The organism is bacterium, from assembly GCA_035549195.1.
Lineage (GTDB): Bacteria > Oederibacteriota > Muellerivitia > Muellerivitales > Muellerivitaceae > DASZRK01.
Map to the genome: position 1 here is coordinate 78,696 of DASZRK010000002.1, position 20,458 is coordinate 99,153.

18 protein-coding genes are annotated in these 20,458 nt (G+C 63.8%); 6 read left to right on the forward strand and 12 right to left on the reverse strand.

Features of this window, described 5'->3' with window-relative positions; translation table 11 throughout:
* Positions 1-107 precede the first annotated feature (107 nt).
* Genes VHE12_00415 through VHE12_00430 form a run of 4 tightly spaced genes read right to left on the reverse strand, consistent with a single transcriptional unit; the run spans position 108 to position 4,352 of the window.
* Positions 108-605: a hypothetical protein gene (locus VHE12_00415; protein ID HVZ79241.1), complete on the reverse strand. Its 498-nt coding sequence runs from the start codon at positions 603-605 to the stop codon at positions 108-110.
* 5 nt (positions 606-610) lie between these two features.
* Positions 611-2,047 carry an NHL repeat-containing protein gene (locus tag VHE12_00420; protein ID HVZ79242.1) on the reverse strand — a complete coding sequence of 479 codons (1,437 nt, stop codon included), beginning with the start codon at positions 2,045-2,047 and terminating at the stop codon, positions 611-613.
* Between the two features lie 16 nt (positions 2,048-2,063).
* A complete protein-coding gene (locus VHE12_00425) occupies positions 2,064-4,199 on the reverse strand; it encodes a glycoside hydrolase family 2 TIM barrel-domain containing protein (protein ID HVZ79243.1) in 2,136 nt (711 codons plus the stop codon).
* A 21-nt stretch (positions 4,200-4,220) separates the two neighbouring features.
* On the reverse strand, positions 4,221-4,352 hold the full coding sequence (locus VHE12_00430) for a hypothetical protein (protein ID HVZ79244.1): 132 nt from the start codon (positions 4,350-4,352) through the stop codon (positions 4,221-4,223).
* 212 nt (positions 4,353-4,564) lie between these two features.
* On the opposite strand from VHE12_00430, the gene VHE12_00435 reads away from it, so the two are divergent.
* The 6 genes from VHE12_00435 to VHE12_00460 all read left to right on the forward strand — a co-directional run bounded on the left by VHE12_00435 (position 4,565) and on the right by VHE12_00460 (position 11,929).
* Positions 4,565-5,143: an RNA polymerase sigma factor gene (locus tag VHE12_00435; protein ID HVZ79245.1), complete on the forward strand. Its 579-nt coding sequence runs from the start codon at positions 4,565-4,567 to the stop codon at positions 5,141-5,143.
* 5 nt (positions 5,144-5,148) lie between these two features.
* Positions 5,149-5,586, forward strand: coding sequence for a zf-HC2 domain-containing protein (locus VHE12_00440; GenBank protein HVZ79246.1), 438 nt, complete (start codon positions 5,149-5,151; stop codon positions 5,584-5,586).
* 13 nt (positions 5,587-5,599) lie between these two features.
* Positions 5,600-6,016, forward strand: coding sequence for a hypothetical protein (locus VHE12_00445; GenBank protein ID HVZ79247.1), 417 nt, complete (start codon positions 5,600-5,602; stop codon positions 6,014-6,016).
* Positions 6,017-6,194: 178 nt separating this feature from the next.
* A complete protein-coding gene (locus VHE12_00450) occupies positions 6,195-7,550 on the forward strand; it encodes a TolC family protein (GenBank protein HVZ79248.1) in 1,356 nt (451 codons plus the stop codon).
* A gap of 107 nt (positions 7,551-7,657) precedes the next feature.
* Positions 7,658-10,888: an efflux RND transporter permease subunit gene (locus VHE12_00455; protein HVZ79249.1), complete on the forward strand. Its 3,231-nt coding sequence runs from the start codon at positions 7,658-7,660 to the stop codon at positions 10,886-10,888.
* Between the two features lie 27 nt (positions 10,889-10,915).
* A complete protein-coding gene (locus VHE12_00460; GenBank protein HVZ79250.1) occupies positions 10,916-11,929 on the forward strand; it encodes a hypothetical protein in 1,014 nt (337 codons plus the stop codon).
* On the opposite strand, the gene pth is transcribed toward VHE12_00460, so the two are convergent.
* The 8 genes from pth to VHE12_00500 all read right to left on the reverse strand — a co-directional run bounded on the left by pth (position 11,922) and on the right by VHE12_00500 (position 20,456).
* Positions 11,922-12,572 (reverse strand): aminoacyl-tRNA hydrolase, encoded by a 651-nt coding sequence (gene pth, locus VHE12_00465; GenBank protein ID HVZ79251.1) that lies wholly within the window; start codon positions 12,570-12,572, stop codon positions 11,922-11,924. The two genes, VHE12_00460 and pth, sit on opposite strands and share 8 nt — an antisense overlap.
* Before the next feature lie 66 nt (positions 12,573-12,638).
* Positions 12,639-13,364, reverse strand: coding sequence for a 50S ribosomal protein L25 (locus tag VHE12_00470; protein ID HVZ79252.1), 726 nt, complete (start codon positions 13,362-13,364; stop codon positions 12,639-12,641).
* 206 nt (positions 13,365-13,570) lie between these two features.
* Positions 13,571-14,533, reverse strand: coding sequence for a ribose-phosphate pyrophosphokinase (locus tag VHE12_00475; protein HVZ79253.1), 963 nt, complete (start codon positions 14,531-14,533; stop codon positions 13,571-13,573).
* A gap of 58 nt (positions 14,534-14,591) precedes the next feature.
* Positions 14,592-15,968 (reverse strand): bifunctional UDP-N-acetylglucosamine diphosphorylase/glucosamine-1-phosphate N-acetyltransferase GlmU, encoded by a 1,377-nt coding sequence (gene glmU, locus VHE12_00480; protein HVZ79254.1) that lies wholly within the window; start codon positions 15,966-15,968, stop codon positions 14,592-14,594.
* Between the two features lie 64 nt (positions 15,969-16,032).
* A complete protein-coding gene (locus tag VHE12_00485) occupies positions 16,033-18,027 on the reverse strand; it encodes a glycosyltransferase family 39 protein (GenBank protein ID HVZ79255.1) in 1,995 nt (664 codons plus the stop codon).
* 7 nt (positions 18,028-18,034) lie between these two features.
* Positions 18,035-19,480 carry a serine hydrolase gene (locus tag VHE12_00490; GenBank protein ID HVZ79256.1) on the reverse strand — a complete coding sequence of 482 codons (1,446 nt, stop codon included), beginning with the start codon at positions 19,478-19,480 and terminating at the stop codon, positions 18,035-18,037.
* Positions 19,481-19,506: 26 nt separating this feature from the next.
* On the reverse strand, positions 19,507-20,067 hold the full coding sequence (locus tag VHE12_00495; GenBank protein ID HVZ79257.1) for a hypothetical protein: 561 nt from the start codon (positions 20,065-20,067) through the stop codon (positions 19,507-19,509).
* 26 nt (positions 20,068-20,093) lie between these two features.
* Positions 20,094-20,456: a hypothetical protein gene (locus tag VHE12_00500; GenBank protein ID HVZ79258.1), complete on the reverse strand. Its 363-nt coding sequence runs from the start codon at positions 20,454-20,456 to the stop codon at positions 20,094-20,096.
* Positions 20,457-20,458: the final 2 nt, after the last annotated feature.

Consider the following 20,458-nt stretch of genomic DNA (forward strand, 5'->3'; position numbering starts at 1 on the left):
ATACATGGGATGCACAGGGAGGACGTCCAGGAAAAACGATCCATCCGACCCTTCCGGGTGGTTTTATCCCATGCATCGGTGGCTCGATGGCTTTTTCGCCGTCGGCCCTATTTGAGGTTCTCGGGGACGATCCCGTCCTTGAAGGTGAAATAGCCGAAACCGGACACGACGATGGGACCCCGGCCGTCATAGGCGGGGACCACTTCGATCCGGAGGAAATACTTGCCGTAGGTGTACTTGGTGGTCTTCGTCGCGTAAAGGAAGGAGCGGGAAGCCCGGCGCCAGACCCCGTCCTGGCGCAGGCCCGTCTCGGAAGCCTTGAACTGGAAGTCCAAAAGGCGTCCGTAGATCTTGTCCATCTGCCCGATATGGTCCCCCAGTTCCTTCTCATCCTTGACCACCATGTGGAAACCCGGGTCCAGGCGCTGGAAAAGGTCCTTCATGTCCTGTTGGAGCAGGTCGGAAGCCACCGCGTTGGCCAGGTTGCGGGCCTGGGTGTAATCGGCCAGCGGCACCACCGGCTTCTGGCCGTCGCCCGCGGGCTTGGGGCCGCAACCGGTCATCCATCCTAAAAGGGCCAGGGCCAGGACCAGGGAGCGGGACATGGGGCCTACTTGATGTAGGAAAAGGGGATCGAGATCTGCTTCTCGATGCGGTCCCGGGATGAATAGGTGGCCATGACGTGGAGCAGCAGCGAATAGTTGCCCGAGACGACGGAAGGGTCGGGGGTCCAGTCCAGTTCCTGGCGGCCCAACTCCAGGTCCTGCTTGAGGGCCAAGGTGGTCACGGGACGGGCGGCCCCGTCCAGGACCTGGGCGGTCACTAGGGCCCGTTCGGTGAGGAAGAAGGGGATCCGGAACCCCGTGCCGGAGAGCTCCACCTTCGGGTCCAGGGCGTCGGCGCCGTTCCAGAAATATTGGACGCTGTCCTTCTCGCTGACCAGCACCTGGCCGAACTGGTGGTTGATGGCGATGCCCCGGGGTTCGTTGAATTGGAAGTCGTCCCCACCCGGGCCCCCGAAGGTCACCAGGTAATGCAGGTCCTTGTCGAACTTGCGCAGGCAGTCCTTGAGGCCGTCGGTCGCCACCACGTTGCCGAAATAATCGAAGGCGCAATCGTTGAGCTTGACCGGTCCGTCGGGGATCGCGGCGGCCTCGGCCTGGGCCAGGGGCGACCCGGCCAGGCTGAGGGTCTGAAGGCGCCGGCCCTGGCGGTCGATGACGGCCAGCCGGTCGGCGTAGGGTCCCTGCGGGTAGAAGGTCCAGGCCTCGTGGGCGTCGATGACGGCGATCGCGCTGGGGCCCTCCAACCGGGGCGTGGGAAGCACCCGGAAGCGCCCCGAGGGGGTCATGACCTGGATGCGGTCGTTGCCGGTATCGGCGATATAGAGGTTCCCCTGGGAATCAAAGGCCACTCCCATGGGACCGGCGAAGTGGCCCGGCGCGTTCCCCGCCTTGCCGGCCGTCTTGACCCAGGCCATGCGGAGCCCGTCGTGCTTCAGGAAGCAGATCCGGTTGTTGCCCGTGTCGGCGATGGCCACCCGGCCGTCGGGATGGATGGCGGCGCCGGTGGGATGGAAGAACTGCCCCTCGCCATGGCCCGTCTTGCCGAAGCGGCGGATGTCCTTGAGCCCCACGTTATAGACGATCTCCCCGGCCCCCGAATTGACCCCGATGCAGGTCACCACCACGTCGTTGTTGGGGTCCTGGGGGTTGTGGTCGCTCTTGAGCAGCGCGCAGGCCACCCCCCGGGGATCGTCGAAGGAACAACCGGGGAGCATGAGCGAAAGCATGGTCTGGGTCCCCCGGTGGATGTTGAAGGGCAGGAACCCGTTGGTGGGATAGACGAAAGTGGAGGGGACCTCTTTCAAGACCTCCAACGGCGCCGCAACGGCGAAGACCGGAACCGCGATGAAAAGGCAGGTCCACCGCCAAGCCGCCAAGCCGCCAAGAACGGCTTTCCAAGAACGGGGTTCCCCATCCCGGCCCCTCCCAAAGGATCCTTCCTTCCGATCTTTCCTTGGCGTCTTGGCGTCTTGGCGGTCCACTCGCTCTTCCTTTTTCTCAGTGTTTCTTCGGGACGACTTGGAACCGATAGTCGTTCCGGGCCAGCACCTTGCCGCCCTTGGAGAGCGATACCTCCACCCGGTATTCCCCGAAGGGCGCGTTCCCGGGCACCTTGAAACCCTTGATGTGGTTGTAGCGCTTCTTGGCCTCGAAGGGTTGGACGACCGAATCGGCGGGGATGTCGCAGGGACGTTTGTCCCGGTGAAGGACCTTCCCGTTGGAGGCCACCACCTTGGCCTCGGCCGAAAGGCCCTTGAAGGCCGTCGGCAGGTCGTTGACCACCTGCAGGGTGTTGAGGAGCGACACGCCCCAGTTGAAGACGTCGCCCCGGTTGTATTGGCTGATATGGGCCCGCCAGACGGGAAGCAGGGGCTGGGAGGCGGTCTTGAGCGCCTCGTAGCCCGGCTTGGGCTTGCGGTAATAATCCACCACGCTCCAGGTGATGGAAGGCCAGCAGTCCACGAACATGAACTGGAAGTAGCCCGTGACCGGCTTGTACTTCTTGAGCCGGAAGCTCTGGATGTATTCCTTCACGATCCTCGCCTGGTAGGCCTGGCTGTTCCTCACGAACTCCTCGATCGAATCCCCCATCGGGACCTTGGCCACGTTGAAGGTCTGGAAATACTGGAAGTCGCGGAAGGCCCATTCGCTCCACTTGGGGGGCCAGAGATCGGCGGGCTTGAACATCTTCTTGAGGGTGGAAAGGTCCGGCAGGGCTTGGGCCCCGAACTCGGAATAGAAGGGGCTCTCGGCGGTGATGCTGCCGGGCGCGTCCTTCACCACCGACTCCTCCCAATACCAGCCCGGGTAGGGGTGGAGCTTGAAATCGCTGGCCACGTCCACGTAACGGCTGTCGTCCTCTTCCTTGACCGCCCGCTCCAGCACCGGGTCCAGCACCTCGCGGTTGTGGGAGGGTTCGTTGTGGCAGCACCAGACCAGGATGGAGGGATGGTTATAAAGGAGGCGGACCATCTCCTTGACCTGCCGGCGGGCGTTGCGGGTGAAGGCGTCGGTGGCCTCGTAGCTCCATTGCAGGGCGAAATCCTGCCAGACGAAGATCCCGGCCTCGTCGCAGGCCGAATAGAACTCGTCGCGGTTCACGTGGGCGTGGACCCGCACCCCGTTGAGGTTGGCGTCCCGCATCATCCGGACGTCCCGGGCGATCTTGTCCTGGGTGTATTCGGAAAGCCACTGGGTGGGGATGATGTTGGTGGCCCGGGGGAAGAAGGGCCGCCCGTTCAGCCTGAACTTCCAGCCGGGTTCGACCTGGATGGAACGGATGCCGAAGCGGACCTTCCCCTTTTCGACCACATGGCCCGTGGCCGAATCATGGACCTGGATCGCGGCCTGATAAAGGTTGGGTTGGCCCTGGTCCCAGGTCCACCAGAGGCGGGGCTTGGCCACGGTCTGGCTCACCTGCACCTCGGTCTGGCCCCGTTGCAGGTGCACGTTCTTCTGGGTCTTGAGGCGCGTGGGGAACCCCACCCCCTCCAGGTCCAGCCGGATGTCATAGGTCCCGGCCTCGGCCACGTTGAGCAGCGTCAGCTTGAAGTTGACCACCGCCTGGCCGTTCTTGAGCAGGACCGAATCCACCTGGATGCGCTTGAGCAGCACCTGGTCCACCAGCACCAGTTCCACGTCGTTCCAGAGCCCGCCGGTGTTCAGGTCCTGGCCCCGCTCCACGTCCCAGCTCCCGGGCCGGGCGTCGTGGTGGTTGAAGATGCCCTTGATCAGGTGCTTGTTATGCGGCCAGACCTTGCGGTTCTCCTTGGGGGATTCGACCCGGACCTTGAGTTGGTTCTGGTTGCGGAGCGCGTGGGTGGCGTGCAGGTCGAAGGTCTGGAAATAGCCCTCGTGGCTCCCCAGGAGCTGGCCGTTCAGCTCGACCTTCGTGAAATAGTCCGAGCCCTTGAACCGAAGGAAGGCCGCCTGTCCCTTCTTTAATAGAGGGGCCTTGAACTCCCTTTCATAGAGGGCTTCCCCGGCGAACTCTTCACCTTGCAGGTACCAGTTGGAGGGGACCTGGATGACCCTCCCTTTCGCCTTGGCGAGGGGGACGGACCTTTTGTCCAAGGTGGACTCGGCCAGGCGTATGAAGCTCCATTTACCGTTGAGGGAGATGATCTGGGACAAGGAGGATTCCTTTCGAGAGGGTCATGGCCTGCCTTGGGAGGAGGCTTCCGACCCGGGAGTTTGGACGGTCCTTGGCTGGAGGGCAAGCCGAAGGACGCCCAACAGGGCCATCACCACGAGGAAACCGACCACTTTTTTCTCTTGGGGGGTCATGGGGGCCTTTTCCTTGGGGGCAAGGGCGCTCATTATAGCCAAAGGCCCCGGCGGAAGGACCGCCCAGGGCCGCTTGGGGCGGGGCGAAAACCACGCCCAAGGTCCCCAATGGGCCCTTTCCGTGGGAAAATCGTCCGGTGGGTTTGCCCCCGCACCCCTTTGGGCCCTTTCCATCGTCTAATGACGGAGACCTTCAGGACAGGAAATCTTCCTTGACCGACGCCGAAAAGATAACGCTCATCCTCCAGGGCCAAAAAGACCTCTATGGCGACCTGATCCACCAATACCATAAGAAGGTCATGGGCTATTGCCTCTCCATGCTCCAGAACCACTCGGAAGCCGAGGAGGCCGCCCAGGACATCTTCATCAAGGCCTACCGGAACCTGCCCAAATTCAAGGGGAATTCCCAGTTCTCCACCTGGCTCTACCGCATCACCGCCAACCATTGCCTCGATGTTTTGCGCAAGCGCAACCGCCGCAAGACCTTTTCGCTGGACGCTTTATTGGAGGACGAGGGAGAATCCATCCACCGTTTCCTGGCCGCTCCCCCCCTGGCCGAGGCCCAGGCCGAGAACCGGGACCTGACGGGCAAGATCCTTTCCACCCTGCCCGAGGATTACCGGGCCATCCTGACCCTCCGGGAAGTGGACGGCCTGGAATACCAGGAGATCGCCAAGGTTTTGGAGTGTTCCCTGGACGCGGTCAAAGGCCGCCTTTCCAGGGCCCGGCGCCTGCTCCAGGAGAACCTACGACACTTCCTGGCCGAAAAGGACGTCCAAACAGACGGATAACCACCATGAACCACGAAATGATCCAGGAAAAACTCTTCGCCCTTTATGACGGCCCCCTGACCGAACAGGAAAGGAAGGTCGTGGAGGGACATTTGTCCCAGTGCCGGCAGTGCCGCCGGGCCCTGGCCGAGTGGAAGGCCCTGTCCCAGCGCCTTTTCCCCAAGATCGCCTTCTCGGAAGCCTCCGAAGATATTTTCACCCTGGGCGTCCTGCGCCAGTTGGAACCCTACCGGCCCGCCGAGGTCTTTTGGACCCGGCCCTTGTTCAAATGGGCCGTGCCGGCCTTGGGCGCCGCCGCCCTGATCGCCTGGTTCTTCCTCTCCTCCTTGAACACGGGCGCGGGCTTGGTGAACGAGCCGGCCGAGGCCGCCTTCACCTTCGCCGGGGCCGGCGGAGGATACACCCAAAGCGGGTTCGTCCCCGTCTCCTATCCCGGACCTTAAAGGAAAACCCGACATGAAGACCTTCTGGATCTCCCTCTTCACCTTCGTCGCCGGGATGGCCCTGGGCGTTTTCGTCCACGGCGTCGTCGAGATCCGCCACTTCCGCGAAGTGCGGGTGAACATGCACAATCCCAACTCGGTGCTGGACAACCTCTCCCGACGCCTGGACCTTTCCGACGACCAGCAGCAAAAGGTCCTGGTCCTGCTCAAGGCCCAGATCCCCAAGACCGATGCCCTGCGGGACGAACAGCGAAAGAAGTTCAAGGCCATCCGGACCGCCTTCGACGCCCAACTGCGCCCCCTGCTGAACGCGGACCAACAGAAACGGCTCGACGCCATGGTGGCGGACTGGGACCGGCATGAGAAGGCCGAGACAAGGGACCCGGACTGTCCCAGCGGTCCCGTATCCGCGGCGGTCGCTCCGCGCTGAGATCAACGTCCCCGGCCTCTCCCCGGATGGACCTACGGGGCCCCCTCCCAAAGGGGGCCCTTTCGTATTTCAGGAAAGCTTCGTTGCAGGTATAAGGAACGTGAAATTTTCAGCGACCATTTGAAATCGGTGGGCCTCTTCGCATAAAGTGCGCCGACCCGAGAACGAACGAGGACCCATGACCCAAAGATCCCTGCTCTTGCTTCCGCTGTTGCTCGTCGGATGCGCGGGCGCGCCCGTGGTGGTGCACGACGGCAAGATCGAGCACCCCCTGGAGGAGGCCACCGGCCTTTCCACTTCCGACGTCGAGAAGGCCGCCGGTAAGGGCGAGTTGGACCTTTGGGACGTCTATGCCCTGGCCGTCGACCGGACCGAGACCCTGGCCACGGCCCAGGAGAACGTCGAACAGGCGGAAGCCCTTTCCCGCCAGGCCGTCGGGGCCTGGCTTCCCCAGATCTCGATCGCCGACCGCAAAAATTGGCAATCGGACAGCTACATCGTGGGCCCCTCCAACTCGAGCCCGTTGGACAACAGCCTCTATCTCTCGGGGGCCGAGACCATCCTCAGCGGACTCACCCAGGTGGCGGCCATCCAAGGGGCCCAGGCCACCATCGATTACCAGCACGAGAACCTCAAGGACTCCGCCGCCACCCTCTTGAGCGGCGTGGCCCAGGCCTTCTATGACGTCCTTTCCCTGCAGGAATCCCTCGGGACCCAGCAGGCCACCCAGGACCTGACCCAGAAGACCCTCGACCAGCAGAGGAGCTGGCAGGCCATCGGCCGGGCCCAGAAGAGCGACGTCCTGGCCACCTCGGCCCAATTAGCGCAGGTCGTCGCCAACCTGGCCAGCACCCGTGACCAATTGGCCCAGGCCCGCGAGGCCCTGGCGACCCTGGCGGGCATCCCGCCGGACGCGGCCTTGAAGAGCGATAACGAAGTCCTCACCGCGCCCACCGCCACCCTGGAAGAGTGCCTGGCCCGCGTGAAGGACCGGCACGACGTCAAGGCCGCCCAGGCGGCCGTGGCCATCGCCGACGCCCAACTGCTCCAAGCCCACGGCGGGCACCTCCCCACCCTGGCCCTCCAGGGACAGTATTCGCTCCTGCAGGACGGCGGGGGTTCCACGCCGGACTGGACCGTGCAATTGAACGCCTCCCTGCCGCTCTTCGAGGGCGGGCAGGTCGTGGCCCAGGAGGATTCGGCGGCCTCCAAGAAACGCCAGGCCGAGCTCGAACTTTCCCGCACCCAACGCAACGCCGCCCAGCAGGTCCGTCAGGTCTACCAGGACCTGGTGAACACCCTGCAGGTCATGGACGCCTACCAGAAGGCCGTGGACGCCGCCCAGGCGGCCTACGAGGCCGTGCTGCACGATTACCGCCTGAACCTCACGAACAACCTGCAGGTCCTGAACTCCTTGAACACGCTGGAAAGCACGAAGGAAAGCCTGGTCAAGGCCCGCTACCAGGTGCTGGCGGACAAGGTGGCCCTGGGCGTCGCCACCGGCGAACTGCCGAAACTGAACCACTCAAATTAACCACAGAGGACACAGAGATCACAAAGATCTAGATCGGCGGGCCGTTCGAACGGCGGAAGATCCTTCTCCGTGCCCTCCGTGCTCTCCGTGGTTCAAAAGGACTTGAAATGACCCTTTCCGACGTCTCCATCAAGAATCCCGTCTTCGCCTGGATGCTCATGTTCGGGCTCATCCTCTTCGGGATCGTGTGCTTCCTCCGCCTGGGCGTCTCCCAGATGCCCGACGTGGACTTCCCCGTGGTCAACGTCTCCGTCTCGCTCCCCAACGCCTCGCCCCAGATCATGGAGTCCGACGTGGCGGACCCGGTCGAGGACGCGGTCCTGGGCGTGGAGGGCGTGCAGGACGTGCAGACCACCTGCACCGAGGGAAGCGCCAACATCTCCATCCAGTTGGACATCAGCCGGGACGTGAACGTGGCGGTCCAGGACGTGCAGACCGCCGTCTTCCAGGTGGAGCGCCACCTGCCCAAGAACATCTACCCCCCCATCATCCGCAAGTTCAACAACAACAGCTCCCCCATCATGTGGCTGGCGGTCTCCGCCGACCCGCCCCTGACCCTCAAGGACCTGATGCTCTACGTGCGCGACCAGTTGAAGGACCGCTTCACGAACGTCGACGGGGTGGCCAACGTCTTTTTGGGCGGTTTCGTGGACCGCCAGGTCAACATCTGGGCCGACATCAACAAGCTCAACGCCCGCCAATTGACGGCCGACGACCTGGTCAACACCATCCAGAAACAGCACGCCGAGGTGCCAGCCGGCTTCATGGAGACCCCCAAGACCCAGTACGACATCCGCTCCATGGGCGAGGCCTATTCCATCAAGGATTTCGGGGACCTGCCCATCCTCCAGCGCGGCGGGGCCCCCAACTACGCCCCCACCAAGCTCAAGGACGTGGCCGCCATCGAGGACGGCCTGGCCACCATCTCCCGCATCTCGCGCTTCAACGGCATCCCCTCCTGCGGCATGGGGATCGTGATGCAGGACGGCTACAACGCGGTCCAAGTGGGTGACGCGGTCAAGGACCGGGTGGCCCAGATCCTCCCCAACCTGCCCAAGGGCTACCACGTCGCCCTCAATTTCGACACCACCACCTTCATCAAGGACAACGTCTTCGAACTGGAGCTGACCATCCTCCTGGCGGCCCTCCTGACCGCCCTGGTCTGCTATCTCTTCCTGGGAAGCTGGTCCTCCACCCTCAATGTCTTTTTGGCCATCCCCACCTCCCTCTTCGGGACCTTCATCGTCATCTATTTCTTCGGCTTCACCCTGAACACCTTCACCCTGCTGGCCCTGTCCCTTTCCATCGGGGTGGTGGTGGACGACGCCATCATGGTGTTGGAGAACATCGTGCGCCACCAGGAGAAGGGCGAGAACATGGTGGACGCGGCCCTCAAGGGCGCCCGTGAGGTGACCTTCGCCGCCGTCGCCACCTCGGTGGCCATCGTGGCCATCTTCCTGCCCCTGGTCTTCATGCAGGGGGTCATCGGCAAATTCATGCTGCAGTTCGGGGTCACCCTCTCGGGCGCGGTGATGATCTCGCTCCTGGAGGCGGTCACCCTCACCCCCATGCGCTGCTCCCAGTTCGTGCACGCCGCCGACGAGACCCGCGGCTTCGCGGGTTACGTGGCCCACAAGTTCGAGAAGCTCTCCGCCTTCTATTCCCGCGCCCTGGCCTGGTGCCTGGATCGCCGCTGGTGGGTGGTCCTGGGGGCCCTGGTCTTCTTCGCGGCCTCCATGTTCATGGCCAAGCTGGTGAAAAAGGAACAGGTCCCCTCCACCGACCAGAGCGCCTTCCTGATCAACTATCAGCTCCCGGTCGATTACTCGATCTTCCACACCGACGAGGTCATCAAGCAATGCGAAGCCGTCCTCAAGGACCGCAAGGAGATCCAGAACCTTTACACGGCGGTCGGGGGTTTCGGCGGGAATGCGGCCAATTCGGCCATCATGTTCGTGACCATGAAACCCCAAGGGAATCGTCCCAAGGCCGATTGGTCCGAGAAGATCCCCTCCACCGGCCCCCTGTCCCTGCTGACCAATTTCTTCGACCGCCACTTCACCACCCCCCACCTGACCCAGCAGGAGTTCATGGCCGTCGTCCGCAAGTCCCTCAAGAAGGTCTCTCCCGACCTGCAGGTCTTCCTGATCGACCTTTCCAAGCGGGGCCTTTCCAGGGGGAAGGGTTACGACGTGGAATTCACGGTGACCGGCCCCGACTGGGCGGACCTGGCCAAGTATTCGGAGGAGATCAAGAAAAGGATGAAGGACAGCCCCCTGCTGGCCGACGTCAACAACAACTACCTGGCGGGGCAACCCGAGATCCAGATCATCCCCGACCGGGCCAAGGCGGCCCTGCGGGGCGTGGACATCTCCGACCTGGGAACGGTGCTCGGGACCCTCATCGGGGGCTATACCTTCCAGAGCGCCTATTACCACGAGTCCGGCCACCAGAACAACATCTTCATCCGCGTGCCCCAGGACCAGCGCCTGAACCCTTCGGACCTGCGCAAGGTCTATACCCGTAACAACCGTGGGGAACTGGTGCCCATCCTGGACGTGGCCGACATGAAACAGGTGGACTCCCTCCAGCAGATCACCCGCGACAACCGCCAGCGGGCCATCTATTTCCAGGCCAATCATTCCACGACCGCCACCGGCCAACAGGCCTTGGACGAGGCCCTGAAGATCGCCAAGTCCGTCCTTCCCCCGGGCTACCAGACGGCCCTGACGGGCACCTCGCAGGAAGGCTCCAACACGGGCAAACAGCTCATGGTCGCCATGGTCCTGGGGATCATCGTGGCCTACATGGTGCTGGCCAGCCAGTTCAACAGCTTCATCCATCCCTTCGTGATCCTCCTGGCCCTGCCCTTCTCCATCACCGGGGCCTTCGGGACCCTCTGGCTCTTCAACCAGTCCATGAACATGTACAGCTTGATCGGCCTTTTCCTCCTGTTGGGACTGGTGAAGAAGAACTCCATCATGCTGGTCGACTTCACCAACCAGGCCCGGGAACGGGGCATGGCGGTGAAGGACGCCCTCCTTTACGCCTGCCCGGTGCGCCTGCGGCCCATCCTCATGACCTCTTTCGCCACCGTGGCGGGGGCCTTGCCGGCGGCCCTGGCCTTGGGACCGGGCGCCGAGCTTCGCCAACCCATGGCGGTGGCCATCATCGGCGGCATCCTCATCTCCACCCTGCTCACCCTGGTGGTGGTCCCCTGCGCCTACAGTCTTTTCGCCGGGCTGGAGTCGAAGAGGCGGCATTTGGCCTTCACCGTCGACGCCGAGGGCAACGTGGCCACGGTCCCCGGGAAAAAAACGAAGGCCCGCTCCCGCTGACCTTCCTTGGCCCGTAAGGACGGAACCATGGACCCTCGATCACCCTTGAAAAAGAACCTTCCGGCGGCTTTCCTGGCCCTCATGGCCTGGACGGCCGTCTCCCCCGCCCTGGCGGGGTCCCTTTCCTTCTCCAAACCCTCCCTCCAGGCGGTCCTTCCCTGGACCAGTGACCACTCTCCCGGCGCGCCCCAGGAAGGCGCCGACTGGCTGGTGGTGGACGGCCGGGGCCGTTTCCTCCTGGTCTCGGGGCTCGATTTCGACCTTTTCTCCCGGGACGGGAAGTGGATCCGGACCACCCAGCCGTTGGACGCCCAGGAGAATTTCTACGGTTTCGCCGGATTGGAGGCCCTCGCGAAGGGCGGGACCGTCGTCCTGGTCCGCCTGGAAAGCGTCCGGGAGCAATGGGGCAAGGATAATTTCGAACTGCGCACCAAGCCGGGCGTTCGACGGGTCCTGCTGGATACCGAGGGCAAGGTCCGCGAGGCGAAGGAATTCGTGGACGACCTGCAGCCCCACTCCAGCTATTGGCTCATGGATGGGGCGGTCTATGCCGTCCATGACGACGGCACCTACCGGGAACTCGATCCGGAAGGACCGGCCCCTTCCGCGAAGGAACCTTTCCTTTTCTTTGCCCGGACGGCCTTCGAGCCCGAACGGTGGCTGGCCCACCTCAAGGGTCTTCCGGTGTTCCGGTCGAAGAACGGCGCCTACCACGACATCCATGGGCAGGTCCACGATGTCCCGGGCGCCTCTTCCTTCCTCCTGGGACGCCGCTTCGTCGAAGGGGTCGGCCCCCTGGCCTTCCGGCGCGGAAGGACCTATTACCGGGTGGTCTGCGATGAGAAGAAGGGGTTCGTGGATTCGGTCTTCGTGGAGGATCCGGCCCGTAAAAGCTACGCGCTGGTCGAATTGGAACGGCCCGAAGGGGACCTGACCGGCGCCAAGAGGCCGGTGATCCATGTGGACGGCCACGGGGACATCTTCGAGGGCGTGGCCAAGAAGGACGGCTACCGCATCTACCGCTGGAGGGCCCTCAACTGACCGGCGGGTCCGCCTCGGGGCCGGATGGGTCCCGGTTCAGATCGTTCATGGCGGCCTCGGGCCCCTTCAGGATGAAGGTCTCGATCCCCTCGGCCGCCCGCGCCACCGCTTCCTCGACCTTTTCCTTCTCCCCCGGTGGGAACCCCGAAAGCACATGATGGGCGCCTTCCCCCGCGGATGGAGGTTTCCCCACCCCGATGCGAAGACGGGGGAAACCGTTCCCTCCCAAGTGGGCGATGAGGGAATCCAGTCCGTGATGTCCGCCGGAACCGCCCGAAGGCCTCAGCCGGATACGGCCGGGGGAAAGGTCCAGGTCGTCGGACACCACCAGGATGTGGTCGGCCGGGATATTGCGGTAGCGGGCGTAAGGCCCGACCGCCCGGCCCGATTCGTTCATGAAGGTCTGGGGGAAAAAAAGGACGACCTCGCGCCCCTCCAGGGAATAGGATCCGAAGATGGCCTCGTCCTTCTCGCGATAGGCGACGCCCCGCTTCTTGCCCAGGGTCTCCACCGCCCGGAAGCCCACGTTGTGGCGGGTGTGGCGGTAGTTCTCGCCGGGGTTCCCCAATCCCACGACCAACCAGATCTCGCTGGCCATCTGTTCCTCTCGTTCCTGGAGCGACGGGGCTAGTTTAACCGACAAGGGCTGAAATGAAAAAAGCCACCCAGGGCCAAAGCCCTGGATGGCTCGAGAACTTCTTCCGCCGGGTTACTTCTTCTCGGCGGCCTTCTTCTCCCCACCCTTGGCGTCGGGGGCCGCGGCGGCCCCTTCTTCCTTCTTCTTGGCGGTGAGGACTTCCGGCTCGGCGCCCGCGGCGGGGGCGGCGCCCGGCGCGGCGGCAGCGGCCGCGGCGTCCGGTGTGGCGGCCTTGACCTCTTCGGCCATCTGCTGGGCCACGGACAGGACCACGCTATCACCGGAGGTGATGGCCTTGACGCCCTCGGCCAGCTTCAGGTCGCTGACGTGGACCGAGCTTCCGATCGCCAAGTGGAGCGCGTCCACGGTGACGGCCTCGGGGATCTGGGCGGGCAGGCACTGTACCTCGACGGAGCGCAGGAACAACTGCAGCACACCCCCGGCCTTCACGCCTTCGCAGGTCTCGCCGTTGAGGATCCGGACCGGGATCCGGATGCGGATCTTCTCGTCCATCTTCACCTTCAGGAAATCGGCGTGGATGATGAGGTTCTTGAGCTTGTGGTTCTGGACTTCCTTCAGGATGGCCAGTTGGGAGCCGCCCTGGGCACCCTCCACTTCCAATTGGAAGAAGATGTTCTCGCCCCGGTTGCTGGTGAGGATCTTCGAGAGTTCCTTCTCATTGACCTCGATGGTCAGGTTGGGTTCCTTGTGGCCATAGACCTCGGCCGGGACGAACCCCTTCGCGCGCAGGCGGCGGCAATCGGCGCTGCCACGGATGTCGCGGACTTTGGCTTTCAACGGTACTTGTTTCATCGTCTTATCGCTCCGGCCCAGGGCGTGAGGGCGACGGTTCAGCCTTCACGTGTCCCAAGTTTCTTTTTTATTTATTTTATTTCTTACCGCGAAGAAACGAAGGTGCGGATGGGATCGACCCAAGGGATCGCCCGAGGGTAAGAACTTCGCCGTTTTCGCTTCTTCGTGGTGAAGGTGGGCTTCCGCCCCGATCAGAGGTCGTCGAACAAGGAACTGATGGAAGCTTCGTTGTGGATCCTCATGATCGCCTCGCCCAGCAAGGGGGCCACCGACAAGACCGTGATCTTGGGCGCCCGCTTTTCCGGGGGGAGGGGAATGGTATCCGTAATGACCAGCTCTTTCAAGACGGATTTTTGGAGGTTTTCCACGGCCTTTCCCGACAAGACCCCGTGGGAACAGCAGGCGTAGATGTCCTTGGCCCCGAACTTGACCAGGGCGTTCACCGCCTCCACCAGGGAGCCCCCGGTGGCGATCATATCGTCGGGGATGAGCACGTTCTTGCCCTTCACCTCCCCGATGAGGTTCATGGCCTCCACTTCGGTCGGGCCGGAGCGGCGTTTGTCCACGATGGCCAGGTCGGTCCCCAGCTTCTTGGCGTAGGCCCGGGCCATCTTGATGCCGCCCACGTCGGGCGAGACCACGATCAGGTTCTTGAGCTTCTTGCGGCGGACATAGTTGGCGATGATGGGCGAGGCGTAGAGATGGTCCACCGGGATGTCGAAGAAACCCTGGATCTGCTGGGCGTGCAGGTCCATGGTCAGGACCCGGTCGGCCCCGGCGCGCGTGATGAGGTTGGCCATGAGCTTGGCGGTGATGGGCACCCGGGGCTGGTCCTTGCGGTCCTGCCTGGCGTAGCCATAGTAGGGGAGCACGGCGGTGATGCGGCGGGCGGAGGCGCGCCGGAAGGCGTCCAGGATGATGAGCAGCTCCATCACGTTGTCGTTGACCGGGGGGCAGGTGGGCTGGATGAGGAACACGTCCCTCCCGCGCACGTCCTCCTTGATCTTGATGCGGATCTCCCCCTCGGAGAAGCGGCCGACCATGATCTCGCCCAGGGGCATCTTGATGCTCTTGGCGATTTCCCGGGCCAGGGGCACGTTGGCCGTCCCGCAGAAGATCTTCATGGCGTCATTGTTCTTCAACTTGGGGCTCATAGGGGTCCTTGAACGGGTTGATGAAGGCGGAGGAGGGGCGTCGAAAGCGGGATTTTATCTATTTCCTTCCTTTGGGTCTAGCGGGAACCCCGACGACCGTCGTGCCCGCCCGGACGTCCCGGGTCACCACGGCGCCCGCGCCGATCACGGCCTTGGCGCCGACCTTGACGGGGGCCACCAGGGTCGAGTTGCTTCCCAGGAAGGCGCCGTCGCCGACCGAACTCCCGTGCTTCTTCTTGCCGTCGAAGTTGGCGAAGACGCATCCCGCGCCCACGTTCACGTTCTTGCCCAGTTGGGCGTCCCCCACGTAGGAGAAATGCCCGCATTTGGTGCCGGCGCCGAGCTTGGAGTTCTTGATCTCGGCGTTGGTCCCCACGTGCACGTACTTGTCCAAGACCGACCCGCCCCGCACATGGGCGAAGGGCCCGGCGTCGCAACCATCCCCCAGGTCGCTATCCGTCACCCGGGAATGGCGCACGACCACCCCGTCCCCCAGGCGCGAGCCGTGGATCACGCTTCCCGCCTCGATCTTGCAATCCTCCCCGATCTCGGTGGCGCCCAGGAGCTGGACATTCCCCTCGATGAGGCTGTCCCGGCCGATGGCCACCTTGGGGCCGATCTCCACCGATCCGGGGTCCAGGAAGGTCACCCCTTCGCGCTGGTGGTGCTCCACCCGGCGCAGGTTCCAGAGCCGGTGGGCCTGGGCCAACTGCTGGCGGTTGTTGATGCCCAGCACCTCGGATCGGTCCGGGACCATCAGGGCGTGGACCTTGCCGCCCTTCGAAAGGATGAGGGGGATGGCGTCGGGCAGGTAGAGTTCCTTGGGGCCCTTCGGCGATCCGATCCCGGCCAAGGCCTCCGCCAGGGCGGGAGCGGAGAAGAAATAGACACCGCCGTTGATCTCATTGAGATGTTTCTCGAACTGAGTGGCGTCCTTCTCCTCCACGATGCGCTCCACTTCCCCATCCGTCCCGCGCACGATGCGGCCATAACCGAAGGGGTCCTCCACCCGCGCGGTCAAAAGGGTGGCGGAAGAGCGTTGGAGCAGGTGGAACTGGCGCAGGGCCTGGACGGTCTGGGGACGCACCAGGCAGGCGTCGGCGTAATGGACGAGGATGTTCCCCTTGAAGCCCTTCAGTTTGGGGAGCACCTGGGCCACCGCGTGGGCGGTCCCCTTGCGGTCCTTTTGGATGACGGGAACGGCCCTTTTTTCCACCGCCGCCGCCACGGGGCTTTTGGCGTCGCCCACCACCACGAAGATCCGCTCGGGCAGGAGGGACTCGGCGTTCCCAAGGGCATATTCGATCATGGGCTGACCCGCGATGGGATGCAGGACCTTGGGGGTCTTGGACCCCATCCGGGTGCTGTCTCCGGCGGCCAGAAGGATGGCGATCGTGGGCGTAGGCAAGGGGACCCTCCAACGGTCTAGTTTCAACGCCCCATCATAACGCAAAGACATCGACCGGACCTGTCCGAGCTCATGGAAGGAAGGGGAAATTTCAGCGGGCCGGCCTGTCCCGAAGGAGGAAAACGGCGCTTTTTCCATCGACGTAAAGGGGCTGTAACCACCGGTCCTTGAAGGCCGCCCAATTCCCGAAGGGTTCGCCGGTGGCCGAATAAGGGAACCGGTCCCCGAACAAACGGGTCCCCTCGGTCCCCGAGACCACCAGGGCGTCGATGCCCATCTCCCGCAGGGTGCGCCGCATCCCATCCGGGTCCAGGCCCGAGAGGAGTTCGGGGACCTGGGGGTCGAAAAAGCTGTTGGTCACGACCTCGCCGGGGTAATAAAGCCCGCGGGCATCCCCGACGACCAGGGACCGTCCGCCCGCGGGCAGGACCCGGGCCGCCGCTTGGGCCAACGAAAAATAGGAATCGGTCTGGGGACTTTGGGCCAGATAGTCCCTTTGGCTTTCCGCGCCCGACCAGACCCGGTCGATCCGGTAATAGTGGAAGGCCAGACGGCCCAAGGAAAGGAAGGACAGGACCCCGAAGACCCCCAGGACGCAGACCGCCCAACGGCGCCATCCCGGCGTCCGGACCTGGCCCAGCCCCATTCCCGCCGCGATCAAGAGGACCCCGAAAGCGGGGATCACCAACCGGGGTTGGTGGGAAAGTCCGAACCCGGCCAAAAGCCAAACGCCCCCCAGGGCCCCAAGGAACTTCGCGGGACCCGGAAGGCCCCTCCAAAAGAAAAGAAGGGGAAGGAGTCCCAGCACCAAGGGGGCCGTGGTCCGGTCCAGGTCCCGGGTCAGGACCCTTTGGAGCCAAGCGGTGAAGGAGGGATGACCGATCCAGGAAGCCTCGTGATCGGACAAAAGGGAGGCCAGGGAGGCGGGCGGCAGGGATCCCCCCCAACCCAGGAAGGGATAGGGGTACAGAGGATCCGCCCGAAGGGCCAGGTTCCTCATCAGCCAGGGTGCCAGGAGAAGGAACGCGACCGAACCGATCAGGATCCAACGCCGCCCCTGGCCGCGCCGGAGGGCCCAGGACCCTCCCAGGGCTAGGAGGATCCCCAGTCCGGCGGTGAACTTGACCGAAAGGGCGGCGCCGGCGAAACATCCCGCGCACAAAGCCCATCCCGCCCCCCTTTTTTGCGTGGAACGCCCAAGGGACAGGAGAAAGAGGAAAAGGAAAAAGGCCAGCAGCACATCCACCTGGCTGGTCCAGACCGTCGCGTTGAAAAGGGGCACGGTCATCACCATGGCCCAAGTGGCCGCGCCCGCCCAAGCTCCCGCTTCCTCGGCGGCCCAAAGCCCCGCCACCCAGGCGGTCAGGACCAGTCCTCCCACGTTCAACAACTTGGCCCCTTCGCTTCCCCCGAAAAGGAAACCATTGAGAAGGACCATCTCGCCCCCGAAGGGGTAATAGGTATAGAGGTTGGTGGGCAGGTCCACGAGGGTGTGGCGGTCCAGCCAGGCCTGGAGGGTGGAAAGGTGATAGACCAACCCGTCATAAAAGACGTCGGGCGCGGACCCCATCATCAGGCTGAGGACCCCGAAAAGGCCCCCCAAGAGGAGGAACCCTTTCGTCCCTCGTTCCTGCTCCCCCCATGCATCGGCCCAAGTGAACCGCTCGGCCCGCAGTTCCACCAGGGCCCCAAGGGAAAGACCCACCAGGACCAGTTTCAGCAAACCCGGATACCAAAGACCATTGAGCCCCAAGGCGGTCCAAGCGATCCCCAGTCCTAAGGCGCCCAGCCCCAAGGCCAGGGGCCCCCGGAAAGGTCCGGGATCAAGGCCCATCCAGGCGAGAAGCCGGGCTCCGGAAGCGTAAAAGACCAGGCCGATTAGGAACACGCCCAGGAGGTTCTTCAGGAACAGGATCCAGGTCCCGAAGAATTTTTCGGCCTGGAAGGAGGACAGGTCCCGGGGCAAGGACCCCAGGAAGGACAGGTCCAAGGCCCCGGGGAGCGGGAAATAGTGGACGAAAACCAGGGCCGACCAAACCGAGGCGGCGGCCCAAAAGACCTTCCCGGCGTTGGAGGGGGCTTTCACGGTCCTATCACTTCCCTTTTTTCAGCGGGCTTCGGGTCTTCTTATGGGACCCCTCCAGGATATCAAAGGTCCGCTTGAAGAGGTCCCAACAACGGCGGGACGCGCGGCTGTCCTTCGCGTCCCCACCCGTCATCACCACGACCACCCCACCGTCGGGAACGATGAAGATATATTGCCCCCCCACACCCCAGGCCTCGACGACCCGCCGGGTGCGCCCATGCGCGATGACGTTCCGTTCCCACCAAAGGTAGCCGTAATCGAGGCCCTTTCCCAGGGCATCCTTCACCTGCGGCGAGGTGCTTTTTTCGATCCATTCCTTCGGGACGACCACTTGGCCCTGCCATTCCCCCTTTTGGAGGACCAACAGACCGATCTTGGCCATGTCCCGGGGCGTCAGGGAAAGGCCGAAGGCGGGGGAGTGGGCCCCCTGGGGCCCTTCCCACCAGGTGGGGGCTTGGATCCCCAGCGGATCGAAAAGGTCCTTTTGGGCGAGGGCCAGGAGCGGCAGCTTGCTTTGCTTTTGCAGCGCCTCGGCCAGGATGGAAAGGCAGGCGCCGCAATAGGCGAAATGTTTCCCAGGCTCCCGGGTCATGGGAAGGGAAAGGGCGAAGGAACCCCAGTCGGACGAAGCCACCATGGGCCAGGAGCAGCCCTTGCCCCGGGACAGGTCATCGCAATCGATCCCGGAGGTCATGGTGAGCAGGTCCTTCACCGTGACCTTTCCCTTGCGGGCATCCCCGGACACCGGAGGCCCGGGGAACAGGTCCTGGAGCTTATCGTCCGGATCCAGCCAACCCTTCTCCACCGCGTCCCCCACCAATAAGGAGAAGATGCTCTTGGTGACCGACTGGACCGGATGGGGGTCCCGGGGGCCATAGCCGTAGAAATACTCCTCGAGCAGGAGCTTGCCGTCGTTAAGGACCAGAAGGCTATGCAGGTGCCTGTATTTCCCATGGAGGGCCCCCTGGACCAGGGCCTGGAAGCGGCGTAAACGGGCTGGATCCTCCTTCAGGTCCCCGGGGACAAGACCGTCCCCCAGGTCCTGGGGCGGGATATAGGAATAGCTTTTGTCCGCCCGGGGCCTCAAGCGGTCGCTCCCCCGGGTGAGGGTGATGGGATAGGAAACGCCCTCCCCCATCAGGCTTTGCTTGCCGTCCTTCCCCGCCCCCTGGGTGAAGGTCCCGGTCATCACCGGACAGCGGGGGAAATAATCCAGGTGGATCGTCCCGCCCCCCGGCGTCACGCCATCCAGCGCCCCGTCCCCGGCCCCGAAGGAGACCAGTTCGTTATAGATGCCGTCGTCCAGGTTGTTGTAATAGCCGAAATCCTCCCAGAACTGGAAGGCCACCTGGAACCGGTGGGATCCGGAGCCGAAGGTTCCCTGCCAATCGCCGCCCCAGGGTTCGTCGATCGAATCGGCCCATCCAGGACCCACGGCGCAGGCAGCGATCAAGGTGAGGAGGAAGGTCCGGACCAGGTTCAGAACCGGACCCCCACGGAGAACCGGGACTCCGCCGGGCCCCAAGCCAATTGGAGGGGCGTCCATTCCCACGCTTCGCCCTTTCGGGAGCGCAGGACCTGGTTGTAGCGCTGGACGGCGTTGAATTTCCGGGCCTCCGAGTTGGTGTCAAAGAGGCTCCCCAGTCCCCAGACCAACTGGGCCACGGTGAAGCCCGTGAAGACCCGGTCCGCCCAATCCACGTTCAAAAGCGGCGTGGGCCGGAAGAAAAGGGCGATGTCGCATCCCGTGAGCAGGCCCGCGGCGAAGACCGTCTCCCCCACCACCTGGCATTGGCCGGCCTCGCGGATGAGCCGGGAGGCCTCCGCGTCCCCCAGGGGATAGATGACGGACTTGAAATCCTCCATGTCCCGAAGGGACCGCCCCTGGAGGGTGTATTCCATTTTTCCGCCCAGGACGCCGAAGAGACCCAACCCCATCCGGCTTTCGATGGGCTGGTCCCCCGGCAAGGCCGGGACCCGACCCCAAACTTGGGGGATGAAAGGACCTAGGAAAAATAATGCGGCAAGGAGGGGACGCATGGCCCTACTTTAAAGGGGAGGAGCCCTCAAGCGCCAGTTGGATGGGAGTCAAAAAAGTCAGGGGACCAGGTCCGGACCATGGAAAGCCAAGCGTCCATCTTCTGGAAACGCTCCTCCCCAGAGAACCAACGGACCGGCCGCCCGTGATGGAAGAGCACCAAGGTCGGGTCTTCCTGGAACCAGGGGGCCGGCGCGTCGTTGAAGACCGCGCCCAGGTCCAGGATCCCCACGGCGATCTCCCTGTCGAAAGAGAAGGCCAACGGTAGGAGTTCCTTGGACGTCCGGGAGGCATCGCTTCCCGGGGCCAGCAGTTCCGCGACGACCAGGCCTTTCCCTGGGCGGGACCATTCGGACCAATTGTCGGCCGTAAAGGCGCGAAGGGCGGCCATGG